The following is an 18,881-nucleotide window of genomic DNA, read 5'->3' as shown; positions in this document are numbered from 1 at the left end:
GGCGGTATGACCCGATACAAGATGCGGCCGGCTCTAAGCACGAGCCGGCCGCATCTTCGATTGTGGGGTGGGTCACCTGTCGATCACAAGCCACAAAAACCTGTAATTCGCAAGGAAGAATTGAAAACAGCGATGTAATACGCCTTTGTACGCCATAGGCTCCACCCCACAATCGAAGATAGGCCCAACATTGGTTCTCATGTTGACGAAACGGGGAACTCACACGTCTTTTCCGGATGAGCGGACCCCATTTGCGCGTTCTTGTTGAGTCACTGCTTCCTATCCAGGTTGCGCCTACGACTGCAACAAGAGCGCAGCGGCCTATGGTGAGGCGTACTACAGTCCCAGAACCTGCTTCTTCTTGAGGTCGAACTCATCCTGGGTGAGGATTCCAGCGTCAAGCAGCTCCTTGAGGCTCTTCAGCGTCTCCATCTGTTCCGCCACGGACATCGCGGGAGCCGGGGCGGACTGCGCCGCGGCTTGGGCGACGGTCGGCTGAGCGTCCGCCGCGGCGGCCATCGCGTTCGCCGTATTCGCCTGCTGGCCCGGCATCGCGCCGGTCATCGGGTTGATACCCTGAGCGAAGCCGAGACCGAGCATCATGCCGCCCATATCGCCGAACCCGTTGTCTTGCACGCCTTGGGCGATCTTCTGCTGGGCGGCGATGTTCGACGCCTGCTGGGAGATGTTCTCGTATGCCGTCACATTCATGCGGTTCGACGAGTACTGCTTGACGAGTTCGCGCGATTCCGGCGTGAACTCAATGCTTTCAATGCCGATGCCCGCCAAGTGGATGCCGAATCGCGACTCCCATGTACCCGCGTTGGTGGGGTCCTCGCTGATGGCGAGCGCGATGGCGTTCGCTTGGCTCGGCAGCGCGGAGATGCGGTATTCGTTGCTCAACGAGTTGAGCGCGACCGAGAACGACTGCATGAATTCGCTGAGCAGCTGCGACTTTGTTTTGGGGTCGTCGAAACTGATGTACTCCACGTTCGGCGGTACGAATTGCCGTATGAACGCGGTCGGGTTCGTGATGCGCAGCGACATCATGCCGCGGGCGCGAATATCCAAATCCGTGTCGTAGAACTTATCGTGGTACATGAGCGGAGCCGGCGTGCCGAACTTGAGGCCGCGGATCTCGCGGAGATTCACGAAGGCGACACGCTTGTTCGCCACCGGTTCGCCGCCGTACTTGAAGCGTTCGCCGATCTGCCCGAAGATGGATTTGCCGATGCCGTCGCCCGCGAACACGCTTTCGGTGCCGCCGGTGCGGTATTCGTACCCGCCGGACTCAGTGATGATGCTTTCGATGCCCGACTGGTCGAAGATGAACGCGGCCGTGTTCTCAGGCACATAGATGCGCGATCCGTTGGAGATGACAGCGGCGGAATGCTTGGTGTTCGATCCGCGCCCTTGATTCGTTTCCTGGTAGACGCCCGGCATGAGCGCCACGTGCTCGCCGAATTGGCCGACCGTGATGATATCGAGCCACTGATCGGCGAAGGTGCCGCCCAATGCGCCTGCGAATGCTTTGATCAATGCCATGGTTGCCTACTTCCCTATGCTCCCGAGTTTCCCGATTTGTATTACAGCTGTTCGGTTCGGCCACAGTATTCGCAGACGACCGACGTGCCTTCGGAACCATGCAGCGTGGCCCCGCAACCGAGGCATGCCCTCGACACCTTTTTCGCACCGGCCGGCTTGGCCAGACCACTCATGGTGAAGGCCTCCGCCATTTCCTTGGTCGCACCGGTCAGCATGCTTGCGATGCCACTGATGAAGGTCTTTGGCGCTCCCACGACATCTTCGTCACTACCGGTGATTTCCTTGTTGATGCCGTTCACCAGCTTCGACAGATCCGCATGGGATCCCATGCGCAGTTCTATCTTTCCTTTGCGCAGCAGAACATCGCATTGGTGGCTGTCGCCTTTGTCGACGATGAGCTGCGGCTTGCCGTTCACCACTTTGATGTCACGAAGCGCCCACGAGAACGTGTGGTCGATGTCTTTGCCGAACATCTTGATCTGGGTATAGGTGAATACGAGACTCATATTGGTCAAGGTCAGTTCGCCACGCTCGAAACCTTTGAAATCCGGGCTCTCGCATCCGACATTGTCAAATTGCGCGATGACGCCTTCATTCGGCAGCAAGTCAATGCTTCGCATGTCCTCTCCTCTATTGTCTATTCACTATCTGGTGTTGGTCGGAACCGCCACGGAAAATGCAGGCGCCGAACTGGTGGAATACCTGATCTGGACCACAGTGGTCGCGATCAACAACAGCACCGTGGCGACACAAGCGATAGCGACCGCTATCAACACCAGCCGTCTGCCAGACACCTTGCCCCCTCGTCCTGTGCAGGCGAAAGCGATGCCGCATACCACGAACATGGCAATGATGAGCAATATGGTCACCTGCCAATCAGGGCGCCGTTCGCTGAATATGGAGATTCCGCCTATCAACGAAAAACAGGACAATACCACAGCGCCAATCGCCCATTTGGAACGCGGCCCATGATTATCCGCCAAGACCGACTGCCAGAATTGGTGGCTGGCCACCACATCGGGATTCGCCACAGTGGTCTGCGCCGCCAATTGTTCGGAGAGCTCGCGGTAGAGGCGGCTGTATGCGGCGCTCTTATCATTCACACCGAGTGGGGCATCGATGACCACTGCACTCTGCACGCCGTCAGACACCACGTGTGCCTCATATTCGTCATCACCACTGGGCAGGCGGAACGTCACCGACTGGGCTGTGTCATTGTTGCCGACCACATCGAATCCCGCACTGAACCGCAATGTCTGCAGCAGCGCGGCATAGGTCTGCACGGCAGATGATTGGTACGTCTGCCGCGCCACGGACACGCGGTTGGAGGCGGGATTCGATGTGGTCGTCATGATGGTTCTTTTCTATGCGGGGGAAGGGATGATTCAGCTGACCGAAGCGAGACGCTGGTTGACGCGGTTCATGACTTCGAGGTAATACTGCATGTCGGCGTCGGTCCATGTGGACTGATCCATGTCGTCCAGCTTCTTCGTCGTCTCGCTGTATTCGTTCATCATCTTGAGATAATCGGCCAGCATGCTGGTCGGGGCGCCATCAGCCGTGTATTTCTCCATGAAATCGCAATACTTGTTCATGAACGACTCATACGAGTCCATGGCTTCCTTGACGGCAGGCGTGACGCCACCGGACTGGGCTTGGCTCTGTGCCTCCTGCTGTTTCTTGGCCTCTTCCTCCTGGATGCGCTTCTGCTCTTCTTCCTGGCGCTTGCGCTCTTCTTCGGCCTGCTTCTGAGCCTCTTCGGCCTTCTTCTGTTCTTCGGCTTGTTTCTCGGCTTCTTCTTTAGCCTTCTTCTGAGCTTCCTCCTCCGCTCGTTTCTTCTCGTACTCGGCATTTTCCTTTTCGCGTTCGTCAATGTATGATGCAGACTCGATTTCAATGCTCAGTTCCGAATCATCATCATCGAAATACAGCCGCACCTTGTCTCCTTCATCATTCAATGCTTGGTAGGAGTGGCTGTTCTTCTCATAATCAACAGTGAAACCGGCCTTTTTAATATCTGCCAGATAGCCATCAAAGGTGTCCTCTGACGCACCACATACTTTCATGCTCATATGATCTGCATATTCGTAGCTGATCCGGCCGGTAATCTTCTTCATTTCCGGTAATTTTGCAGAGATTCCATCACGTGGGAAAGCTATGTCCTCGCACTTTTCGTTTAGTACGGTGCTGCTTGAGACAGAGCCCCCTGTCAAACCTCCAACCAGTGACAACACAAGGCCGACCACAGTGGACACCACAGCGATCACCGTGAGCATACGCCCATGCTTCTTGCCCGGCTGGGTCTTCAGATACGCTACCACGCACAACACCGCGGCAATAACCGCGAAAATGATGCACAGGGAAATCGGTGGACGTGTACCGAGCGCCACAAATCCGAAGATCAAGAACAACACAGCCACAACAAGTGCCGCAACCGCCATCGTTGAGGTCTTGCCCGGATTGTTGTCGGTCAGCATCGCCATAAATGTATTCTTCGACGCACGGTGGTTCCCCGGCCCAGCAGGGGTGTTCTGCCCATCATGAGAAGCGTCATGCGCGGTATTCGCCGCAGGAACCGGTGGCACCACTTCGGTCTGCTGGGTCGGCGCACTCATCACCGTCGTCTGCGCGGATGTCGCCTGCACTGCGGTCTGCGCCATCAACTGATCGCCCAGATCTTTGTAGAACTTCATGACGAGCTGTTGGGCGGTCTCGCCGGCGTCGATCGGTGCGGTCATCTCGACTGCGCTTGATGCGGCGTTTTCGCCCGACACCACTTTCGCGGTGAACAGGCCATTGAGATTCGGCGCACTGAACGTGACCGCATGCGATTGTTCATCCTGATGGACAAGATCGAACGACGCGTTGAATCCGAGCATCTGCACCATGGCCGCATATACATCTGCGACCGGAGCCATATATGTCTGCCGCCCCGGCTGTGGGGTTGGGTTTGGAGTGGACATCCTATGTTCCCTTCTTCTCTTCATACTTCCTTCATGTTCGGCCACGAAAACATACAGGGTGATACAGCAACACATCGCCGCATCACCCTGTAATGCCTGTCAGTCGGCCTGCGTGGAAGACCCGGCGGGGCCTCCTTCGTGGTCGTCGACGCGGTGCACCTCGCCTTGTTGCTCCGGTTCTTGCACCGCATCCTCAAACGCTCGCACACCGCGCAGTATCATGCCTGCCAATTGCGTAAACATGACTGCACTCCTTTCTGACGAGACATTCCCTTGTATGCAACCGACCTTCGGCCGCACAGCGAACGGCTGGTACCGCTCACAGGAACTCGTCATTAAGGGGCATGTTTTATTCGCGAATCAGCACTCCTTCCCCTACGCGATCCAGTGCGAAACAGTTGTAATGACGAGCGTTTCACGCTAGAACCATTCTCGAATCTTTGATTTATAGTGTCAATGACATAACATGATATAAATCTGGAATAAATGTGCTATGTTTTATACCATGGATACTATAAACGAAGCGAGTGCGCAGGCGTGGAGAACACGCCTGCGGGCATGTATGGACGAACGGGGACTCACCCAGTTGGGATTGGTCAGTGCGCTCAACCGCCAGTACCTCACGAAATACCATCAAAAAGACGTGAGCCGCTGGCTCAACACCGGCAATCGCACCACGAGCGGTGTCATCGGCTTCCCCAAGTACGAAACGATGTCCATTCTCGCGGATTTCTTCGGTGTGGACGTGGGGTATTTGACCGGCGAAACCGACGAGTGTAGTTTTAACCTGCAGCATGCATGCGATTACCTGAGTCTTGATGGATCTGCAATCAGCGCACTGCGCAAATGGATTCGCAAAGGCACAGGCAGCACCACAGATGACGGTAAAAACCCCACTATGCGCAGCTACCGCGCGGACACACTTAACGAACTTTTCTCTTCCCCCGAATTTGGAACCATGGCAGCAAAACTGCTCACCTTGCATGAAATGTCCGCAATCTGGCAAACCAATCCCGAACGGTTCAGTTCGCTTATGACCTCGCTCGCTTCAGACAGCGAACTTCCCGACGACCTGACATTTCAACTCATTCTCGGCGCGTTCTATGGCATGGCGAGCGAGTCATTCTCCGCGCTTCTAAGAAGTGCTTACCCAATTCCAAACGAACAGCAGTTCGAACAACTCATCATCGAACATGATTCCTGACCGGACATGAGCGCCATCACATCAGTATGAGGCGGAGCCCCGCTCACACACAATCTCCTACGAACACTCACGGAAACATGCGTCATTCCAGCCTTGGCTTGCGATACCATGTCGATACATCAGGTGGCCTATCGAATTCTCGGCAATGGGAAACAGGCCGATTCAGAAAGAGAGGACCGTGCCATGGCGCATGAGATCGAAGTTTACGGCGATGATGACGGATTCATGCTTCTTGGCGATTCCGCAGATATTCGCCAGGCTTTAGCCGAACTTCAGATTGAAGAGAATCACACTATCGATATCGGCAAAGCCGCGATATTGAAAAATGCACATCGTGCTGTGAAGTTGTTCGGGAAAATGCAAAAACATTCCGGACGCTGGGTGAAACTCACCAAGGAATCTGCGGAAAAAGCTCAGAAATACGGCTTGCTGCGCAACAAATCGACTGGCAATTTCATGGGAGTAATAGGCCAAGCGGGCAAAGGCGGCATCAAGGGCAACGTACAGTTTGCAACACTGGCAGGGGTAGTCACACCCGACAAGGTAGCGAATATCGAGATGCTCATGCTGACGCTTGCCCTCGAGCAGGCCATGAAGGAGATGACTGACTACCTCAAGCAGATTGACGCCAAAGTCGATCAGGTACTGCGACAGCAGAAGAACGCCGAGCTGGCAAAATTCCTCAGTGTCGCAGGATTGGTCACGGAGGCCGAAAACGAATTGCAGCACATAGGCAGCCTTTCGGACGCAACTTGGGATCAGTTGAGCAACAGTGCCCAAACGGTGAATGAGGTGCAGCAGTATTCGCTGCTTCAACTCAAGGACATCACAGAGAAGATTACTTCTGCAGCAGATACGCGATCCGCAAAGGACGTATTGACAACAGTTCGTCCGCGCATCGGGGAATGGCTTGCCGTCGCCGCGGATTGCCTTCGCATGCGGGATCGAATAGACATGCTCAAGGTGCAGCGGTTTATCGATATGGGCATCAAACCAGATCTCTTGAGCAAGCATCGGTTCGTTATCACAGAAAACCGTCGTACACGCTATCGATCGTTAACCGACACTACTGACAACTTGCAACAAGCCGTCAAAAACGTCGTGCAAGGCAAGGATGATACCATGCGTGTCATTCTTCTGCCAATGGATGCACCTGTTGTGGTGCGTGAAGGCAATGCGATCGCAAGCGCCCTCGCTCGATTCGATAAGGCGCTGGGAAAGGAATATGCGGTTCCGCGCTTCAACGAAAAACAGTGGGACCAGGCAATGGGTGAGGTTGGACAGGCCATTGCAGACAGCACGGGACAACTCATGCACCAAGCTGAGGGCATTTTCAGTGAGGGCACCAAGCAGATTGGGAATGTCGCCAACGAAGCTGGAGATCAGATCAAAAAAGTATTCGGGAATTTTCCGAAATTGTGGTGATAGACGCTCGTCTTGTCTCCTTTCCGATGCTGGTGCAGGTGCAGCCCAGTTCACACAGGCGCATGTCATGGCCTTTTGTGGAATCCATCACATCGTCAATGGAATCCGCGAAAGGCCATGACATGCACGGTCAATCACCGTCCTCAGTCACTTTCAGCCTGTTGGAACGTGAAGTTGAGCTTCGTATCCGGGCTGACGCTCCGTACGATGGATGTATAGAATGATTTCGCTTGATCCTCAAGTATGTCGCGGTTCTTCTCGACGTACTCGCTCTTCGCCTTGTCGGACAGAATCTCGTTGATCATATTGGCCGTATCAATCTGAGGGGTGCCAAAACTCAATGCACCATTCTGATCGACCACAGTACGGTATTCGGGGTGGTCATACCCGATGAACTTGAATTCGGGAATCGTGATGTCGTATGTATTATCACCGGCTGGTTCGATAACAACGTCTTTGCCGTCGAATCCAAGTTTGGCATCAAACGAATACTGAATGAACTGCGCGCGCTCGGTACCTGGAATCTCCATATTGAAGAAATGGCTTTTGTTCTCTTTTGACTTTATTCCAGTGATGCCGAGACGAAGCAAAGACACCTCTTTGGTCTGTTCCATCGCATGAATCACCTGCGTGTCAGTGGATTTGGAGCTGCTTGAAAGGACCGCCGGAATGCCCGGAACCGCCCCATATAGGACGGCGACAATGGCCGCACCTACTACAACAGCGCCAATACATGCCGTGATCTTCTTTATCACACCCATATGCATGGACCTCCCATCCAATATGGAATGACGCGGCATCACCCGCCACGCATCATGAATACCCGCATCTGTTGCGCCGTATCCATCCGCGGCAGGGTTCACTCGTCCGCTTCATCCCCTCTTCTCTCTGAGCATGATGGAGGCGTCTCTTCACCTGCCCCATCGCCATTGATTGCGATGGTAGCAGACTTCGCTTAGCTGCAGGCCCCGTAAAGAGATTGGCGAGACAATGCACGCAAGCATATTCAACGGCGCCCTCGCCCAACACCGAATCTACGGCTGCACTATACGGAATCGATGTTTGATCAGCGATTCATTTACCGCTTGCGGTTGAGGAACGCGGCTTTGACGAGTTCGATGATCATCTGCCGCATGTCTTTGCCGCCGGCGGCCTGAGATGCTTGCGCGATGCCGCTGACCTTGCCAAGGAACCCTTCACCGAACTGCTCCGCCATAAGATGCTGCACCCAGCCGATGTCGCGCACACTGCGCTGGCCTGTATACACCTGCTCGAACGCGAGCACCGCCCCTTCGCCGAGCGCCGCGATGATGCTCGCCGCCACAATCGCGTTGAGCACACTGACCGCGATGTTGATGCCCGGAATCGCCTTGATCGCGCTGATCGCGGAATGCGCGACGACACTCGCCGTACCCACCTGCACAATCGAATCGAGGAACTGCTTGGAGTCCTCCTGCTTGTCGATTCCATACAGGCGCGCCAATCCGTTGAGCTCGGCGAGCTCGAGTGGCGAGAGCACAAGCGAATCCGCGATGGGAATCGGCACTGCGCCCACGGTCGCGCCCGCCGCTACACTCGCACCGATCAATCCCTGTGCCAGTACGCGCTTGCGGGTGAGTTTGAATTGCATCAGGTCGTGCGCGCCGCCCTGCATGCCCTCGGGCATCGCGCGCATCGTCGCGTCGATCAGGTCGGTGATGCCCTCCGGCGGCGCAAACGCTGTCTCGTTGATCACGAATGTCTGCGCGACGACCGGCACGATCGCGCGCAAGTTGCGTTCCACACGCTGCCCGTGGAACGCCTGCCGCACCATCTCGATGTTGCGCGCGCGATCGGCCTGCGAATACGACTTGGTGATGACGGCGATGATAGGCACAGACTTCCACATCGCGATCGAGTTGGAGAAGTTGCGGATCGTCTCCGGGAACAGCTTCGCCGCCGTGCCGTCCACACAGAACCAGATCTCGTTGATGCGGCTGTTCTCATTGCCTTCTTGCGCACTCAACCGCGACCATTTGCGTACGGCGTGGATTGCGCGCAGGCTCTTGATCGGCGAGGGTTCGAAACCGATTGAGTCGATGACACGGAACGGCACCATCGGGCTTTCGTACACGGCAAGCTCTTCGGTCGTGCCGCGCGTGCCGAAGCTCGTTTTGGCGATGTCGTCGCCGATCACTGCATTGATCAGCGTGGACTTGCCCACCCCGGAGTTGCCCAAGACAAGTACATTGCCCTTACGCACAGGCTGCTGGGCCGCAGGGGCGGGCTGCACGTCGATTACATGGCCGTTGTCGTATGTCATGCCGCCATCATAGGCACATCACATGCGGCTGCGCCCTTGGCATTTTCACACCAAGAGCGCAGCATCCAGCCACAGCGGTGGCCCGTCGGTCACTTGTCTTGCGAAGACTCCGAGCTGTCGTTCGAACCGGTTCGGCCAGCGGTGCGGTCGGCTTCTTTCTGACGCTCCTCCGCCTGCTTCTCCGCCTCCTCGGCGGTGCGCGGAATGCCGGCGAGTTCGGAGCCTGTGGCTTCCTTCATGCGCTTGTCGACCTTGTCGATGACCTCGTCGAAGTACTTCTCCTGCTCAGGGGTGAGTTCCGTGTTGCTCACGGCGTCGAACTGCGCCATCATGTCGTCGAAGCTCGCGAGCCAGTCGGTGTATTCCTCGGCCTTCGACGCCGGCATGCCGTCCTGGCTGTTGAGCATCTCCGCGAAATCGGCGTACTTCATCATGAAGTCCTCGTAATTGCGGATCACCTCCATCGGATCGGTCGTGGACGGCGTGACCGTGGTGGATGCCGAAGGAGACGGCGACGCCTCCGCCGCTGCGACCGTCTCGGCCGAAGCCTGCGGCTCAGCGCCACGCTGCGGCAGATAGAACACGAACACCGCCACACATGCCGCCACGACAGCCACGACAACACCAATGATGCCGATGATCCACGCCGTTTTCCTGGATTGCGCTCGCTGCATCTCAACTCCCTGACATCGTTTGCAAAACTAGTACGATCACGTGATTCCATGGTAGCAACGAACAACGCCCACCACCACCATACAACGCAGAAAATCCACCAAAATACACACGATATTCACGTCTCGTGTTGCCCGTTACACTTCATTCAGCTCAATGCGCACGATGTCAACCACGGGAACCACCCTACCGTCCGTCATCTCGAGTGCATTGGCTTCTGCAAGGTATTTCGCCACCACACCGCCTTCAATGCGCAGGTATTCCCCACTGCCGCCTTCGCCGTCCATACGGAAAAAGGTCATATCCACGCGCGGGTGCTCACCCAGATGCGCCAACACCGCCGCGAGTCGCGCATTGAGCGCCTCCTGCGCATCCTCCCCCAGTTCAACTTGCCGCTGGCGCACCTTGGCCGTCTCCTGAAGCAGGTCCTCATACCCGGCCAAGGCCGCAAACGGCATGAATTGGGCGGCACGCTGCTCCACGGCCATGGGCCGGTGCCGTTTGGATTGGTGATGTGGCATGTCGATGATGTCGTCGTACCGGTGGGTGGGTTCCATGCTCATGCCGCATGACCCCCTATCTGCCGGTTGCGTTCCACACCCGTGGCGCCTTCTTCGAGGTTGAGCCCTTTGATCACCGCATTGCCGCCGAACCGCTCTTTGACATGCAGCAGCGCCTCCTGCATTTTCATCTCACGCTCCTCGTTCCGCGTGTGCTTCTCGTCACCGTGGCCATCTTCATCCTGCGCAAGGAACGAGAACAGGTCGGGCTGCTCCGCCTCGGCGGCGCCAACTCCACTCACCTCACCTGCACCCTGCGCGGCATGCACCTGTGACGCCTCCACATTGAGTCGCCGCACGAGCAGCGAGCGGTCGACGATACGGTCGTACAGCGAGCCAATCGCCTCACGCAATGCCGATGACGCGGCCGTGCGCCGCCCCAGATTCAACGATCCATGCGCGCTTTTGGGCCGCCGCCGGCCGTATCTGTCCCGCGACACCGGGCCGGTGTACGCTTCCGCGCCCGACCGCTCCAGGCTCGTCACATCATACCCCACCGACAAGGCCACCTGACTGGTCACGACCCCACGTTTGACCATGTCCAACGCCAGTTGATCCGCCATCTCACAGGCAATGATGCGCGCATGATCCCAATCGTAGGGCTCGTGGAGCACCTGCCCCGAGCTCATGCTGGAATGCTCCGGCCGGTAGGCTTTGATGTCGGCAATCGTGCACAGTTCCCAACCCCACGCGTGGTCGATGAGCAGCTCGGCGTTCACGCCGAACAACCGGTACAGCAGGTCTTCGTTGTAATAGGAATCAGCACCACCCACCGAGCACCGCGCCACATCGCCCATCGCCAACAGACCATGGCGCTCCAGCTGCCGCGCGATACCCGGACCCACACGCCAGAAATCGGTGAGGGGCCGGTGCGCCCACAACAGCTGCCGGTACGATGCTTCGTCGAGCTGCGCGATGCGCGCGCCGTCCGCCCCGGCCGCGGTGTGCTTCGCCACGATGTCCATCGCCACTTTGGCCAGATAAAGATTGGTGCCTATGCCTGCGGTGGCGGTGATGCCCGTCTCCGCGTAGATGCAGGCCACGATGCGCCGTGCAAGCTCATGGGCGCTGCCGCCCGCGAACCGCAAGTACCGCGTGGCGTCGATGAACACCTCGTCGATCGAATACACATGAATGTCCTCTTGCGCGGCGAACCGTAGATAGATGCCATAGATGCGCGCACTCACGTCAAGGTAGTACGCCATGCGCGGTTTGGCGGTGACGTATGCAAGCGCCAAGCCAGGCGAGGCCGCAAGTTCCGCGGCATGCGCGGAGGACCCTGAAAGGCGGTGCCCGGGAGCATGCAACCGCCGTTCCTCGTTGACCTGCGCCACACGTTGCTCGACCTCGAACAGGCGCGGGCGCCCACCGACGCCGATGGCCTTGAGCGATGGCGAGACCGCAAGGCAGATGGTCTTGCTCGTCCGGCTTGTATCGGCCACCACCAGGTTCGTGTCCAGCGGATTGAGCCCCATCGCCACGCACTCCGCCGAGGCATAGAACGATTTGAGGTCTATGGCGAGGTACGTGCGGTCTGTCATGGCAGCATTTTCGAACACCTGTTCGAAAATGTCGAATCATCGGCGCGTCGGGGTGGACGGCCCTCGAGGCATCCCGATGCCCCGCGCCACTGCACGTCCACGATACGAACTCACCGCCTCTGGTTTTTTGTTGGAACTCCGCCATTTTGCGCATTGCTCCGGTTGGCAATGTAGCGCGCGCTTGCTAGGGTTTATCTCGTAGCGAATCCCTTTCTCCATACTTTTCCGGAAGGAGCTCCAGCTTGTCAGCTGAACTCGAAGAGATCCACGAAGAATGCGGTATTTTTGGCGTCTGGGGTCATCCTGATGCGGCTCGACTCACCTATTTCGGTCTGCATGCGCTGCAGCACCGCGGGCAGGAGGGCGCCGGCATCGTGGCCAACGACCACGGCCATCTTTCCGGGCATCGTGGGCTCGGCCTGCTCACACAGGTGTTTCAGAACGAAAAAGACATCGAAAAACTCAAGGGCGAACATGCGATCGGCCATGTCCGCTACGCGACCGCCGGCTCCGGCGGCATCGACAACATCCAGCCCTTCATCTTCAGGTTCCATGACGGCGACATGGCGCTGTGCCACAACGGCAATCTGACCAACTGCTTCTCGCTGCGCCGCGCGCTCGAGAACGAAGGCGCCATCTTCCATTCGAATTCCGACACCGAGGTGCTGATGCACCTGATTCGCCGCTCGGTGCGCAGCACGGTCATCGACAAGCTGCAGGAGGCACTCAACACCGTGCACGGCGGATTCGCGTACCTGATCATGACGGAGAACGAGATGATCGGCGCGCTCGACCCCAACGGGTTCCGCCCGCTCTCCCTGGGCCGCATGTCGAACGGCGCCTATGTGCTCGCCTCCGAGACCTGCGCGCTCGACGTTGTGGGCGCCGAGCGCATCCGCGACATCCAGCCCGGCGAGATGATCGTGATCAACGACGAGGGCTACCGCATCATCACCTATACAAGCAACACGCAGCTTTCGATCTGCTCGATGGAGTTCATCTACTTCGCACGCCCCGACTCGGACATCTACGGCGTGAACGTGCATTCGGCACGCAAGCGCATGGGCGCGCGCCTGGCCCAGGAGGCCCCGGTGGACGCCGACATGGTGATCGGCGTGCCGAACTCCTCGTTGTCCGCGGCCTCGGGCTATGCGGAGGCTTCCGGACTGCCCAATGAGATGGGCCTGATCAAGAACCAGTACGTGGCGCGCACATTCATCCAGCCCACGCAGGCGTTGCGCGAGCAGGGTGTGCGCATGAAGCTCTCCGCCGTCAAATCGGTCGTCAAGGGCAAGCGCATCATCGTCATCGACGATTCGATCGTGCGTGGCACCACGTCACGGCGCATCGTGCAGATCCTCAAAGAGGCTGGCGCAGCCGAAGTGCACATGCGCATCAGCTCGCCGCCGCTGAAATACCCGTGCTTCTACGGCATCGACATCTCAACGACGCAGGAGCTCATCGCCGCGAAGAAATCGGTCGAGGAGATCCGCGAGTTCATCGGCGCGGATTCGCTCGCGTTCCTCTCCGTGGACGGCCTGATCGAGTCGATCGGCCTGCACGCCGACGCCCCGTACGGCGGCCTGTGCGTCGCGTACTTCAACGGCGACTACCCCACCGCGCTCGACGATTACGAGCAGGACTTCCTCGATTCGCTCTCCCCCGACGATCTGGTGCGCCTGCCGGGCTACGACCACCAGAAGACGATGTACGAGGGCACCGAATACACGCACAAAGTGAACGGACGGCACGCTTCGGTCGATCCGACCGACTACTGCATCGCCAACGAATAGACCCATGGGACTGACTGGCACACGCACAGTCGGTCCCATGTCTTGTTCGTGCGCGATGCGCTGGTCCACCAAGCATTGTCAACGGCATACCAAGTTCAAGAAAGGTCGAACATGCCACAAGCATATGAAAACGCTGGCGTCAGCGTTGAAGCGGGATACGAGGTCGTCAAGCGCATCAAGTCGCATGTCGCGCGCACCGACCGCCTCGGCGTCGTTTCGGGCATCGGCGGGTTCGGAGGACTCTTCGATCTCGCGTCGCTCAACTACAAGGAGCCGGTGCTCATCTCCGGCACCGACGGCGTGGGCACCAAACTCGTGATCGCCAAACTCATGGGCAAGCATGACACGATCGGCGTGGACTGCGTGGCGATGTGCGTCAACGACGTGGTGGCGCAGGGCGCGCAGCCGCTGTTCTTCCTCGACTACATCGCGTGCGGCAAGAACGATCCGGCCGTGCTCGAGCAGGTCGTCTCCGGCGTGGCCGACGGCTGTGTACAGGCCGGCGCCGCGCTCATCGGCGGCGAGACCGCCGAGATGCCGGGCATGTACGACGAGGACGAGTACGATCTCGCGGGCTTCACCGTCGGCTGTGTGGAACGCTCGAAGATCGTGGACGGCTCCGCGATCGCCGAAGGCGATGTGCTCATCGGGCTGCCGTCCACCGGCGTGCATTCGAACGGGTTCTCGCTCGTGCGCAAGGCGCTGTTCGAACAGGCCGGCTACACCGTGGAGACGCGCCTGCCCGAGCTCGGCGACCACACGCTCGGCGACGTGCTGCTCACGCCCACGAAGATCTACGTGAAGGCGCTCATGCCGCTGTTCGAAGCCGATCTGGTGCACGGCGTGGCGCACATCACCGGCGGCGGCTTCATCGAGAACGTGCCGCGCATGCTGCCCGAAGGCCTCGCCGCGCGCATCGAACTCGGCTCGTGGCCCGTGCCGCCGATCTTCGACGTGATCGAACGCGCGGGCGACGTGGACCACATGGAGATGTTCAACATCTTCAACATGGGCATCGGCATGGTCGTGGCCGTGCCCGCCGAGCGCGAGGACGAGGTGATGAACCTGCTCGCGAACGCCGGCGAACAGGGCTACCGCATCGGATCCGTGGTCGCGCGCGGCGGCGACGGTGTGGAGCTCGCCTGACACGGCACTGACCGACTGTTGATTGATTCCAACGATTCCTGAAGAAAGAAGCATTATGAAGGTTTTGGTAATCGGTTCGGGCGCACGTGAACACGCCATCGCGCACACGCTGCTGCGTGGCGCGAGCGTCGACGAGGTGACCGTGGCCCCGGGCAATCCGGGCATGGAGCTCGACGAAGGCATCCGCACACTGCAGCTCAATCCCTCCAACCAGGCCGCGCTCATCGACTTTGTGCGCAACAACGACTATGACTGGGTGTTCGTGGGCCCCGAAGTGCCGCTCATCGAAGGCATTGTGGACGCGTTCAGGGAAGCCGGCATCAAGGCGTTCGGCCCCAGCAAGGCCGCCGCGCAGATCGAAGGCTCCAAGGACTTCGCCAAGCAGCTCATGGAACGCCACGGCATTCCGACCGCCGCCTACCGCACATTCGACGACCTCGCCTCGGCGATGCTGTATGTGCAGGAGCATGGCGCACCGATCGTGATCAAGGCCGACGGCCTGGCCGCTGGCAAGGGCGTGACCGTGGCGATGGATGAGGACACCGCGATCGCCGCGCTCAACGACATCTTCGTCGACCACCGCTTCGGCTCGGCCGGCGCGAAGGTGGTCATCGAGGACTTCCTCGACGGCCAGGAGTTCTCGCTCATGAGCTTTGTGAACGGCACCGAGTTCTGGCCCATGCCGATCAGCCAGGACCACAAGCGCGCGTACGACGACGACAAGGGCCCGAACACCGGCGGCATGGGCGCCTACAGCCCCGTGCCGCAGATCGGTGACGACGTGGTGCAGCAGGCCATCGAGACGATCGTGAAGCCGACCGTCGAAGCGATGGCCGCCGAGGGCACGCCGTTCACCGGCATCCTCTACGCGGGTCTCATCGCCACGCAGGACGGCCCGAAGGTCATCGAGTTCAACGCGCGCTTCGGCGACCCGGAGACCGAGATCGTGCTGCCGAAGCTCACGAGTGATCTGGGTGCGGGCATCACGGCGATCCTCAACGGCGAGACCCCCGAGTTCACGTGGGACGAAGACAACGCCACCTTGGGCGTCGTGCTCGCCTCCGACGGCTACCCCGGGGAGATCGTCAAGGGCGCGCACATCCCGCAGATCGCGACCGACGCCGATTCCCACGTGTACTATGCCGGCGTGGCCCGCGGCGACGACGGGCTTGTGGCCAACTCCGGCCGCGTGCTGCTCGTCGAGGCGAGCGCCCCGGACCTGGCCGCCGCACAGCGCAAGGTGTATGGGATCCTCGACGCGGTGAACACCGAAGGCATGTTCTACCGCCACGACATCGGAGCCAAGGCACTCAAGGCCTGATGCGCCCTGACTGATGCGAAGGCGGCCGGCACCCTTGCAGGTGCCGGCCGCCTTCGTACCGAGCGGGTCGGCGCAGACATGCACCACGCCGTGTGGCGCCTTACTTCGGCAGTTCCATGAACTCCATGTCTTTGAGGTAGTTGTTGCCGGCCGTGATGTCGTATTGGATCAGCTTGTAATCCTCGAGCAGCTGCTTCGTCGCCGCATCCATGTCGGCCACGCTCATCGGCTCGCCCTGTTGGTTCAGGTAGATCGCCTGCCCTTCGGGGATGCGGTCCCAACCTTGTATGGTGTTGACGACCGGTGGCTCCATGGCGGCGATATGACCGTGCATGTCGGTCAGGAACGCCAGATAGGGGCTCACTCTCGCGTCCATCTGTTCGGCAGCCTGCGCGATGAAGAAGTTCGGTGAGGTGTAGGCGCTGTCGTCGAGCTTGGTGCCCTGCACTTCGCTCGCCTGGTTCGACCAGATGAAGTAGTCGGTCAGGTGCAGTGCGATCGAGTTCTTCTCGTCGGCGCCGGCGGTCTTGTAGATGCCGGGCAGGTGGTCGCCGTAGAACACGACGGTGATCGGCTTGTCGATCGCATCGAGCTCTTCGAGGAACTTCTTGGTGGCTTCGTCGGTCAGCTCCATGCCCTTGGCGTAGGTGCGGATCGACTCCTTCTCCTTGTCGGTGAGCGGGTGCTCGGCGTCGGCGGAGTCGCTCACCGTGAACTCGTTGTTCTTGTACCAGTCGTTGTATGGCATGTGGTTCTGCATGGTGATGACCTGCAGGAACTGGTTGTCGTCGGTCTTCTTGATCTCCTCGACCGTGCTCTGGTAGGTCGCTTCGTCGGAGACGTACGGCGAATCGTCGATCTTGTCCTGATGCGCGATGATGTCGTCGCCCTTGAGCGCGTAGAAGTGCGAGAAACCGAGCTTCTTGTAGTTCGTCTCGCGCGAGTACATGCTCGGCTCATACGGGTGCAGGCCGATCGAGTATTCGGGCGCGCCCCACATCTGGTTCACGCTCGGCGCCCAGCACGCCCCGGGCAGCAACTGCTGGTACGGGCTCGTGAGCGAGGAGTCGAAGTTGGCCATGCTCAAGCCTGTGAGCCCCATGTATTCCATGTTCGCCGTGCCACCGCCGTAGCCGGAGCTGAGCATGAGGCCGGATGTGGTCTCGCCTTTCACCTGCCGGATGGCGGGCATGGGATCTTTGTTGAGCTGCACACCGGGCACGCGCGTGGGGTCGGAGAACGATTCAGACAGCACATAGACGACCGTGCTGTCGGTGAGCGAACGCTCACGCGTCTTGTTGATGGTCGCCGCGCTCTTGCGGTAGCGTTCCGCGATCTGCCGCATCGTGGCCTCGCTGTAGGTGGTGGGCTGGTCCATGACCTTGGGGTCGATCTGGCGCAGGAACGAAACCAAGGGGCCATTGCGCTGCGCGTCGTAGACCGAATCCCACATCGACGGCTTGTCGCCCATGCCGCGTGACACACGGTAGCCCCACGAATCCACGGTGCCCACACTGCCCACATACAGGGCGATCGCGAGCGCCGGCAGCACGGTGAACAGCACGCGCAGGCCGGCGCCAAGCGGCTTGTTGCCGCCGCGGATCATGGAGCCGTGCCTGCCGTCGAAATGCGCGCACACGACGGACAATATGATGGCCGCCGCGCACACGCCCACCGCCATGCCGATGACCATGGGCGCCTCCGGCGGCAGGAAGCTCATCACGTTCCCTGTGTTGCCTTTGAGGAAGTTCAGGTCGGAGGGCAGGATCACCTCATACCGCGCGCTGATCTTGAGCTTCTCGATGGCGGCGATGACCGCGGCGAGGCAGAGCAGTATGGGTGTCGCGACCCAGAACCGGTTGCACGCCATGAGCAGGATCAGGTACACCAGCCCGATGGCGAGCATGTTGAGCAGGAGCACGAAGTTGCCTTGGCCCATTTTGCCGATCATCGTGCCGAGTCCGTCGAGCGAGCTCGACAGTTGCACGCGCGTGGAGGACTGGGTGACGCCGTACTGCACAATCGCGAGCGCGAGGAAGTCCACGACGACGAACACAATCGCATACAGCCAGCCGGGCCAGGCGCGGTGTTTGGGCTTCGGGGTCTTCGTGGGGTCGACGGTGGAGATGTGCAGCTCCTCCACGTCCGTGGTGGCCGCCGCAGCTGGCATGGACGGGCTGGATGCCGGTGTGGTGTCTTGTGATGGATCATTCGACGCATGGGGTTCGTTGTGCACGATGTGAGTCGCTCCAAATCCGTGAACGGCAATGGTATGCGGGTGCCGTTGGTCATGTGTATGTTGTGTGTTGCCGCTCCATTTTCCTCCACCAAGCTGACAATCGGCTGAGCTCATGGAGATACAGGCGCGGGCCCATTGGCACGGCCATGTTCGCGCTGCGCGGTACCCAG

At 59.3% G+C, this 18,881-nt stretch carries 15 protein-coding genes and 1 pseudogene; 5 read left to right on the top strand and 11 right to left on the bottom strand.

Annotated elements, in window-relative coordinates; all coding sequences use genetic code 11:
• Positions 1–336 precede the first annotated feature (336 nt).
• The 5 genes from PG2093B_RS03375 to PG2093B_RS08945 form a co-directional block, all read right to left on the bottom strand.
• A complete protein-coding gene (locus PG2093B_RS03375; RefSeq protein ID WP_129897289.1) occupies positions 337–1,545 on the bottom strand; it encodes an SPFH domain-containing protein in 1,209 nt (402 codons plus the stop codon).
• Positions 1,546–1,586: 41 nt separating this feature from the next.
• Positions 1,587–2,165, bottom strand: coding sequence for a hypothetical protein (locus PG2093B_RS03370; RefSeq protein ID WP_129897287.1), 579 nt, complete (start codon positions 2,163–2,165; stop codon positions 1,587–1,589).
• A gap of 24 nt (positions 2,166–2,189) precedes the next feature.
• Entirely contained in the window at positions 2,190–2,897 is a 708-nt protein-coding gene (locus tag PG2093B_RS03365) for a hypothetical protein (protein WP_129897285.1), read from the bottom strand.
• Positions 2,898–2,930: 33 nt separating this feature from the next.
• Positions 2,931–4,433, bottom strand: coding sequence for a DUF308 domain-containing protein (locus PG2093B_RS03360; RefSeq protein ID WP_242502806.1), 1,503 nt, complete (start codon positions 4,431–4,433; stop codon positions 2,931–2,933).
• Positions 4,434–4,607: 174 nt separating this feature from the next.
• The gene (locus tag PG2093B_RS08945; protein ID WP_165369693.1) at positions 4,608–4,751 is read right to left on the bottom strand and encodes a hypothetical protein; all 144 of its coding nucleotides are present in this window, start codon (positions 4,749–4,751) and stop codon (positions 4,608–4,610) included.
• 250 nt (positions 4,752–5,001) lie between these two features.
• On the opposite strand from PG2093B_RS08945, the gene PG2093B_RS03355 reads away from it, so the two are divergent.
• Positions 5,002–5,712, top strand: coding sequence for a helix-turn-helix domain-containing protein (locus tag PG2093B_RS03355; protein ID WP_242502805.1), 711 nt, complete (start codon positions 5,002–5,004; stop codon positions 5,710–5,712).
• A 108-nt stretch (positions 5,713–5,820) separates the two neighbouring features.
• Entirely contained in the window at positions 5,821–7,137 is a 1,317-nt protein-coding gene (locus PG2093B_RS03350; RefSeq protein WP_129897281.1) for a hypothetical protein, read from the top strand.
• Positions 7,138–7,280: 143 nt separating this feature from the next.
• Here the strand turns inward: PG2093B_RS03350 and PG2093B_RS03345 are convergent, their stop codons facing one another.
• From PG2093B_RS03345 to PG2093B_RS03325, 5 genes and pseudogenes are all read right to left on the bottom strand, one after another.
• On the bottom strand, positions 7,281–8,000 hold the full coding sequence (locus tag PG2093B_RS03345; RefSeq protein ID WP_242502804.1) for a hypothetical protein: 720 nt from the start codon (positions 7,998–8,000) through the stop codon (positions 7,281–7,283).
• A gap of 215 nt (positions 8,001–8,215) precedes the next feature.
• Positions 8,216–9,439 (bottom strand): GTP-binding DUF697 domain-containing protein, encoded by a 1,224-nt coding sequence (locus PG2093B_RS03340; protein WP_129897279.1) that lies wholly within the window; start codon positions 9,437–9,439, stop codon positions 8,216–8,218.
• Between the two features lie 89 nt (positions 9,440–9,528).
• Positions 9,529–10,113: a DUF6591 domain-containing protein gene (locus PG2093B_RS03335; RefSeq protein ID WP_129897277.1), complete on the bottom strand. Its 585-nt coding sequence runs from the start codon at positions 10,111–10,113 to the stop codon at positions 9,529–9,531.
• A 372-nt stretch (positions 10,114–10,485) separates the two neighbouring features.
• Positions 10,486–10,674 (bottom strand): annotated as a pseudogene (locus tag PG2093B_RS09130) (hypothetical protein); the annotation flags it as partial.
• Positions 10,671–12,212 (bottom strand): type VI secretion protein ImpB, encoded by a 1,542-nt coding sequence (locus PG2093B_RS03325; protein ID WP_129897273.1) that lies wholly within the window; start codon positions 12,210–12,212, stop codon positions 10,671–10,673. The pseudogene PG2093B_RS09130 and the gene PG2093B_RS03325, both read right to left, overlap by 4 nt.
• 242 nt (positions 12,213–12,454) lie before the next feature.
• On the opposite strand from PG2093B_RS03325, the gene purF reads away from it, so the two are divergent.
• The 3 genes from purF to purD all read left to right on the top strand — a co-directional run bounded on the left by purF (position 12,455) and on the right by purD (position 16,472).
• On the top strand, positions 12,455–14,005 hold the full coding sequence (gene purF, locus PG2093B_RS03320) for an amidophosphoribosyltransferase (protein ID WP_129897271.1): 1,551 nt from the start codon (positions 12,455–12,457) through the stop codon (positions 14,003–14,005).
• A 111-nt stretch (positions 14,006–14,116) separates the two neighbouring features.
• Positions 14,117–15,151 carry a phosphoribosylformylglycinamidine cyclo-ligase gene (gene purM, locus PG2093B_RS03315; protein ID WP_129897269.1) on the top strand — a complete coding sequence of 345 codons (1,035 nt, stop codon included), beginning with the start codon at positions 14,117–14,119 and terminating at the stop codon, positions 15,149–15,151.
• A gap of 55 nt (positions 15,152–15,206) precedes the next feature.
• Entirely contained in the window at positions 15,207–16,472 is a 1,266-nt protein-coding gene (gene purD / locus PG2093B_RS03310) for a phosphoribosylamine--glycine ligase (protein ID WP_129897267.1), read from the top strand.
• A 100-nt stretch (positions 16,473–16,572) separates the two neighbouring features.
• Here purD and PG2093B_RS03305 read toward each other — a convergent pair whose 3' ends face one another.
• Positions 16,573–18,642 carry an LTA synthase family protein gene (locus PG2093B_RS03305; protein WP_129897265.1) on the bottom strand — a complete coding sequence of 690 codons (2,070 nt, stop codon included), beginning with the start codon at positions 18,640–18,642 and terminating at the stop codon, positions 16,573–16,575.
• Positions 18,643–18,881 lie beyond the last annotated feature (239 nt).

The organism is Bifidobacterium pseudolongum subsp. globosum, from assembly GCF_004155535.1.
GTDB lineage: Bacteria > Actinomycetota > Actinomycetes > Actinomycetales > Bifidobacteriaceae > Bifidobacterium > Bifidobacterium pseudolongum_C.
The sequence above is the reverse complement of the archived record's forward strand: the minus strand, read 5'-3'. Positions and strand labels throughout refer to the sequence as shown.

Bases quoted from the DNA above. Each gene is read 5' to 3' on its own strand.
- PG2093B_RS03325 (WP_129897273.1), bottom strand. From the start codon at position 12,212: ATGACAGACCGCACGTACCTCGCCATAGACCTCAAATCGTTCTATGCC.
- PG2093B_RS03340 (WP_129897279.1), bottom strand. From the start codon at position 9,439: ATGACATACGACAACGGCCATGTAATCGACGTGCAGCCCGCCCCTGCG.
- PG2093B_RS03305 (WP_129897265.1), bottom strand. From the start codon at position 18,642: ATGCCAGCTGCGGCGGCCACCACGGACGTGGAGGAGCTGCACATCTCC.
- PG2093B_RS03355 (WP_242502805.1), top strand. From the start codon at position 5,002: ATGTTTTATACCATGGATACTATAAACGAAGCGAGTGCGCAGGCGTGG.
- PG2093B_RS03375 (WP_129897289.1), bottom strand. From the start codon at position 1,545: ATGGCATTGATCAAAGCATTCGCAGGCGCATTGGGCGGCACCTTCGCC.
- PG2093B_RS03370 (WP_129897287.1), bottom strand. From the start codon at position 2,165: ATGCGAAGCATTGACTTGCTGCCGAATGAAGGCGTCATCGCGCAATTT.
- PG2093B_RS03360 (WP_242502806.1), bottom strand. From the start codon at position 4,433: ATGGTGCAGATGCTCGGATTCAACGCGTCGTTCGATCTTGTCCATCAG.
- PG2093B_RS03335 (WP_129897277.1), bottom strand. From the start codon at position 10,113: ATGCAGCGAGCGCAATCCAGGAAAACGGCGTGGATCATCGGCATCATT.
- purD (WP_129897267.1), top strand. From the start codon at position 15,207: ATGAAGGTTTTGGTAATCGGTTCGGGCGCACGTGAACACGCCATCGCG.
- purM (WP_129897269.1), top strand. From the start codon at position 14,117: ATGCCACAAGCATATGAAAACGCTGGCGTCAGCGTTGAAGCGGGATAC.
- PG2093B_RS03365 (WP_129897285.1), bottom strand. From the start codon at position 2,897: ATGACGACCACATCGAATCCCGCCTCCAACCGCGTGTCCGTGGCGCGG.
- PG2093B_RS08945 (WP_165369693.1), bottom strand. From the start codon at position 4,751: ATGTTTACGCAATTGGCAGGCATGATACTGCGCGGTGTGCGAGCGTTT.
- PG2093B_RS03350 (WP_129897281.1), top strand. From the start codon at position 5,821: ATGTCGATACATCAGGTGGCCTATCGAATTCTCGGCAATGGGAAACAG.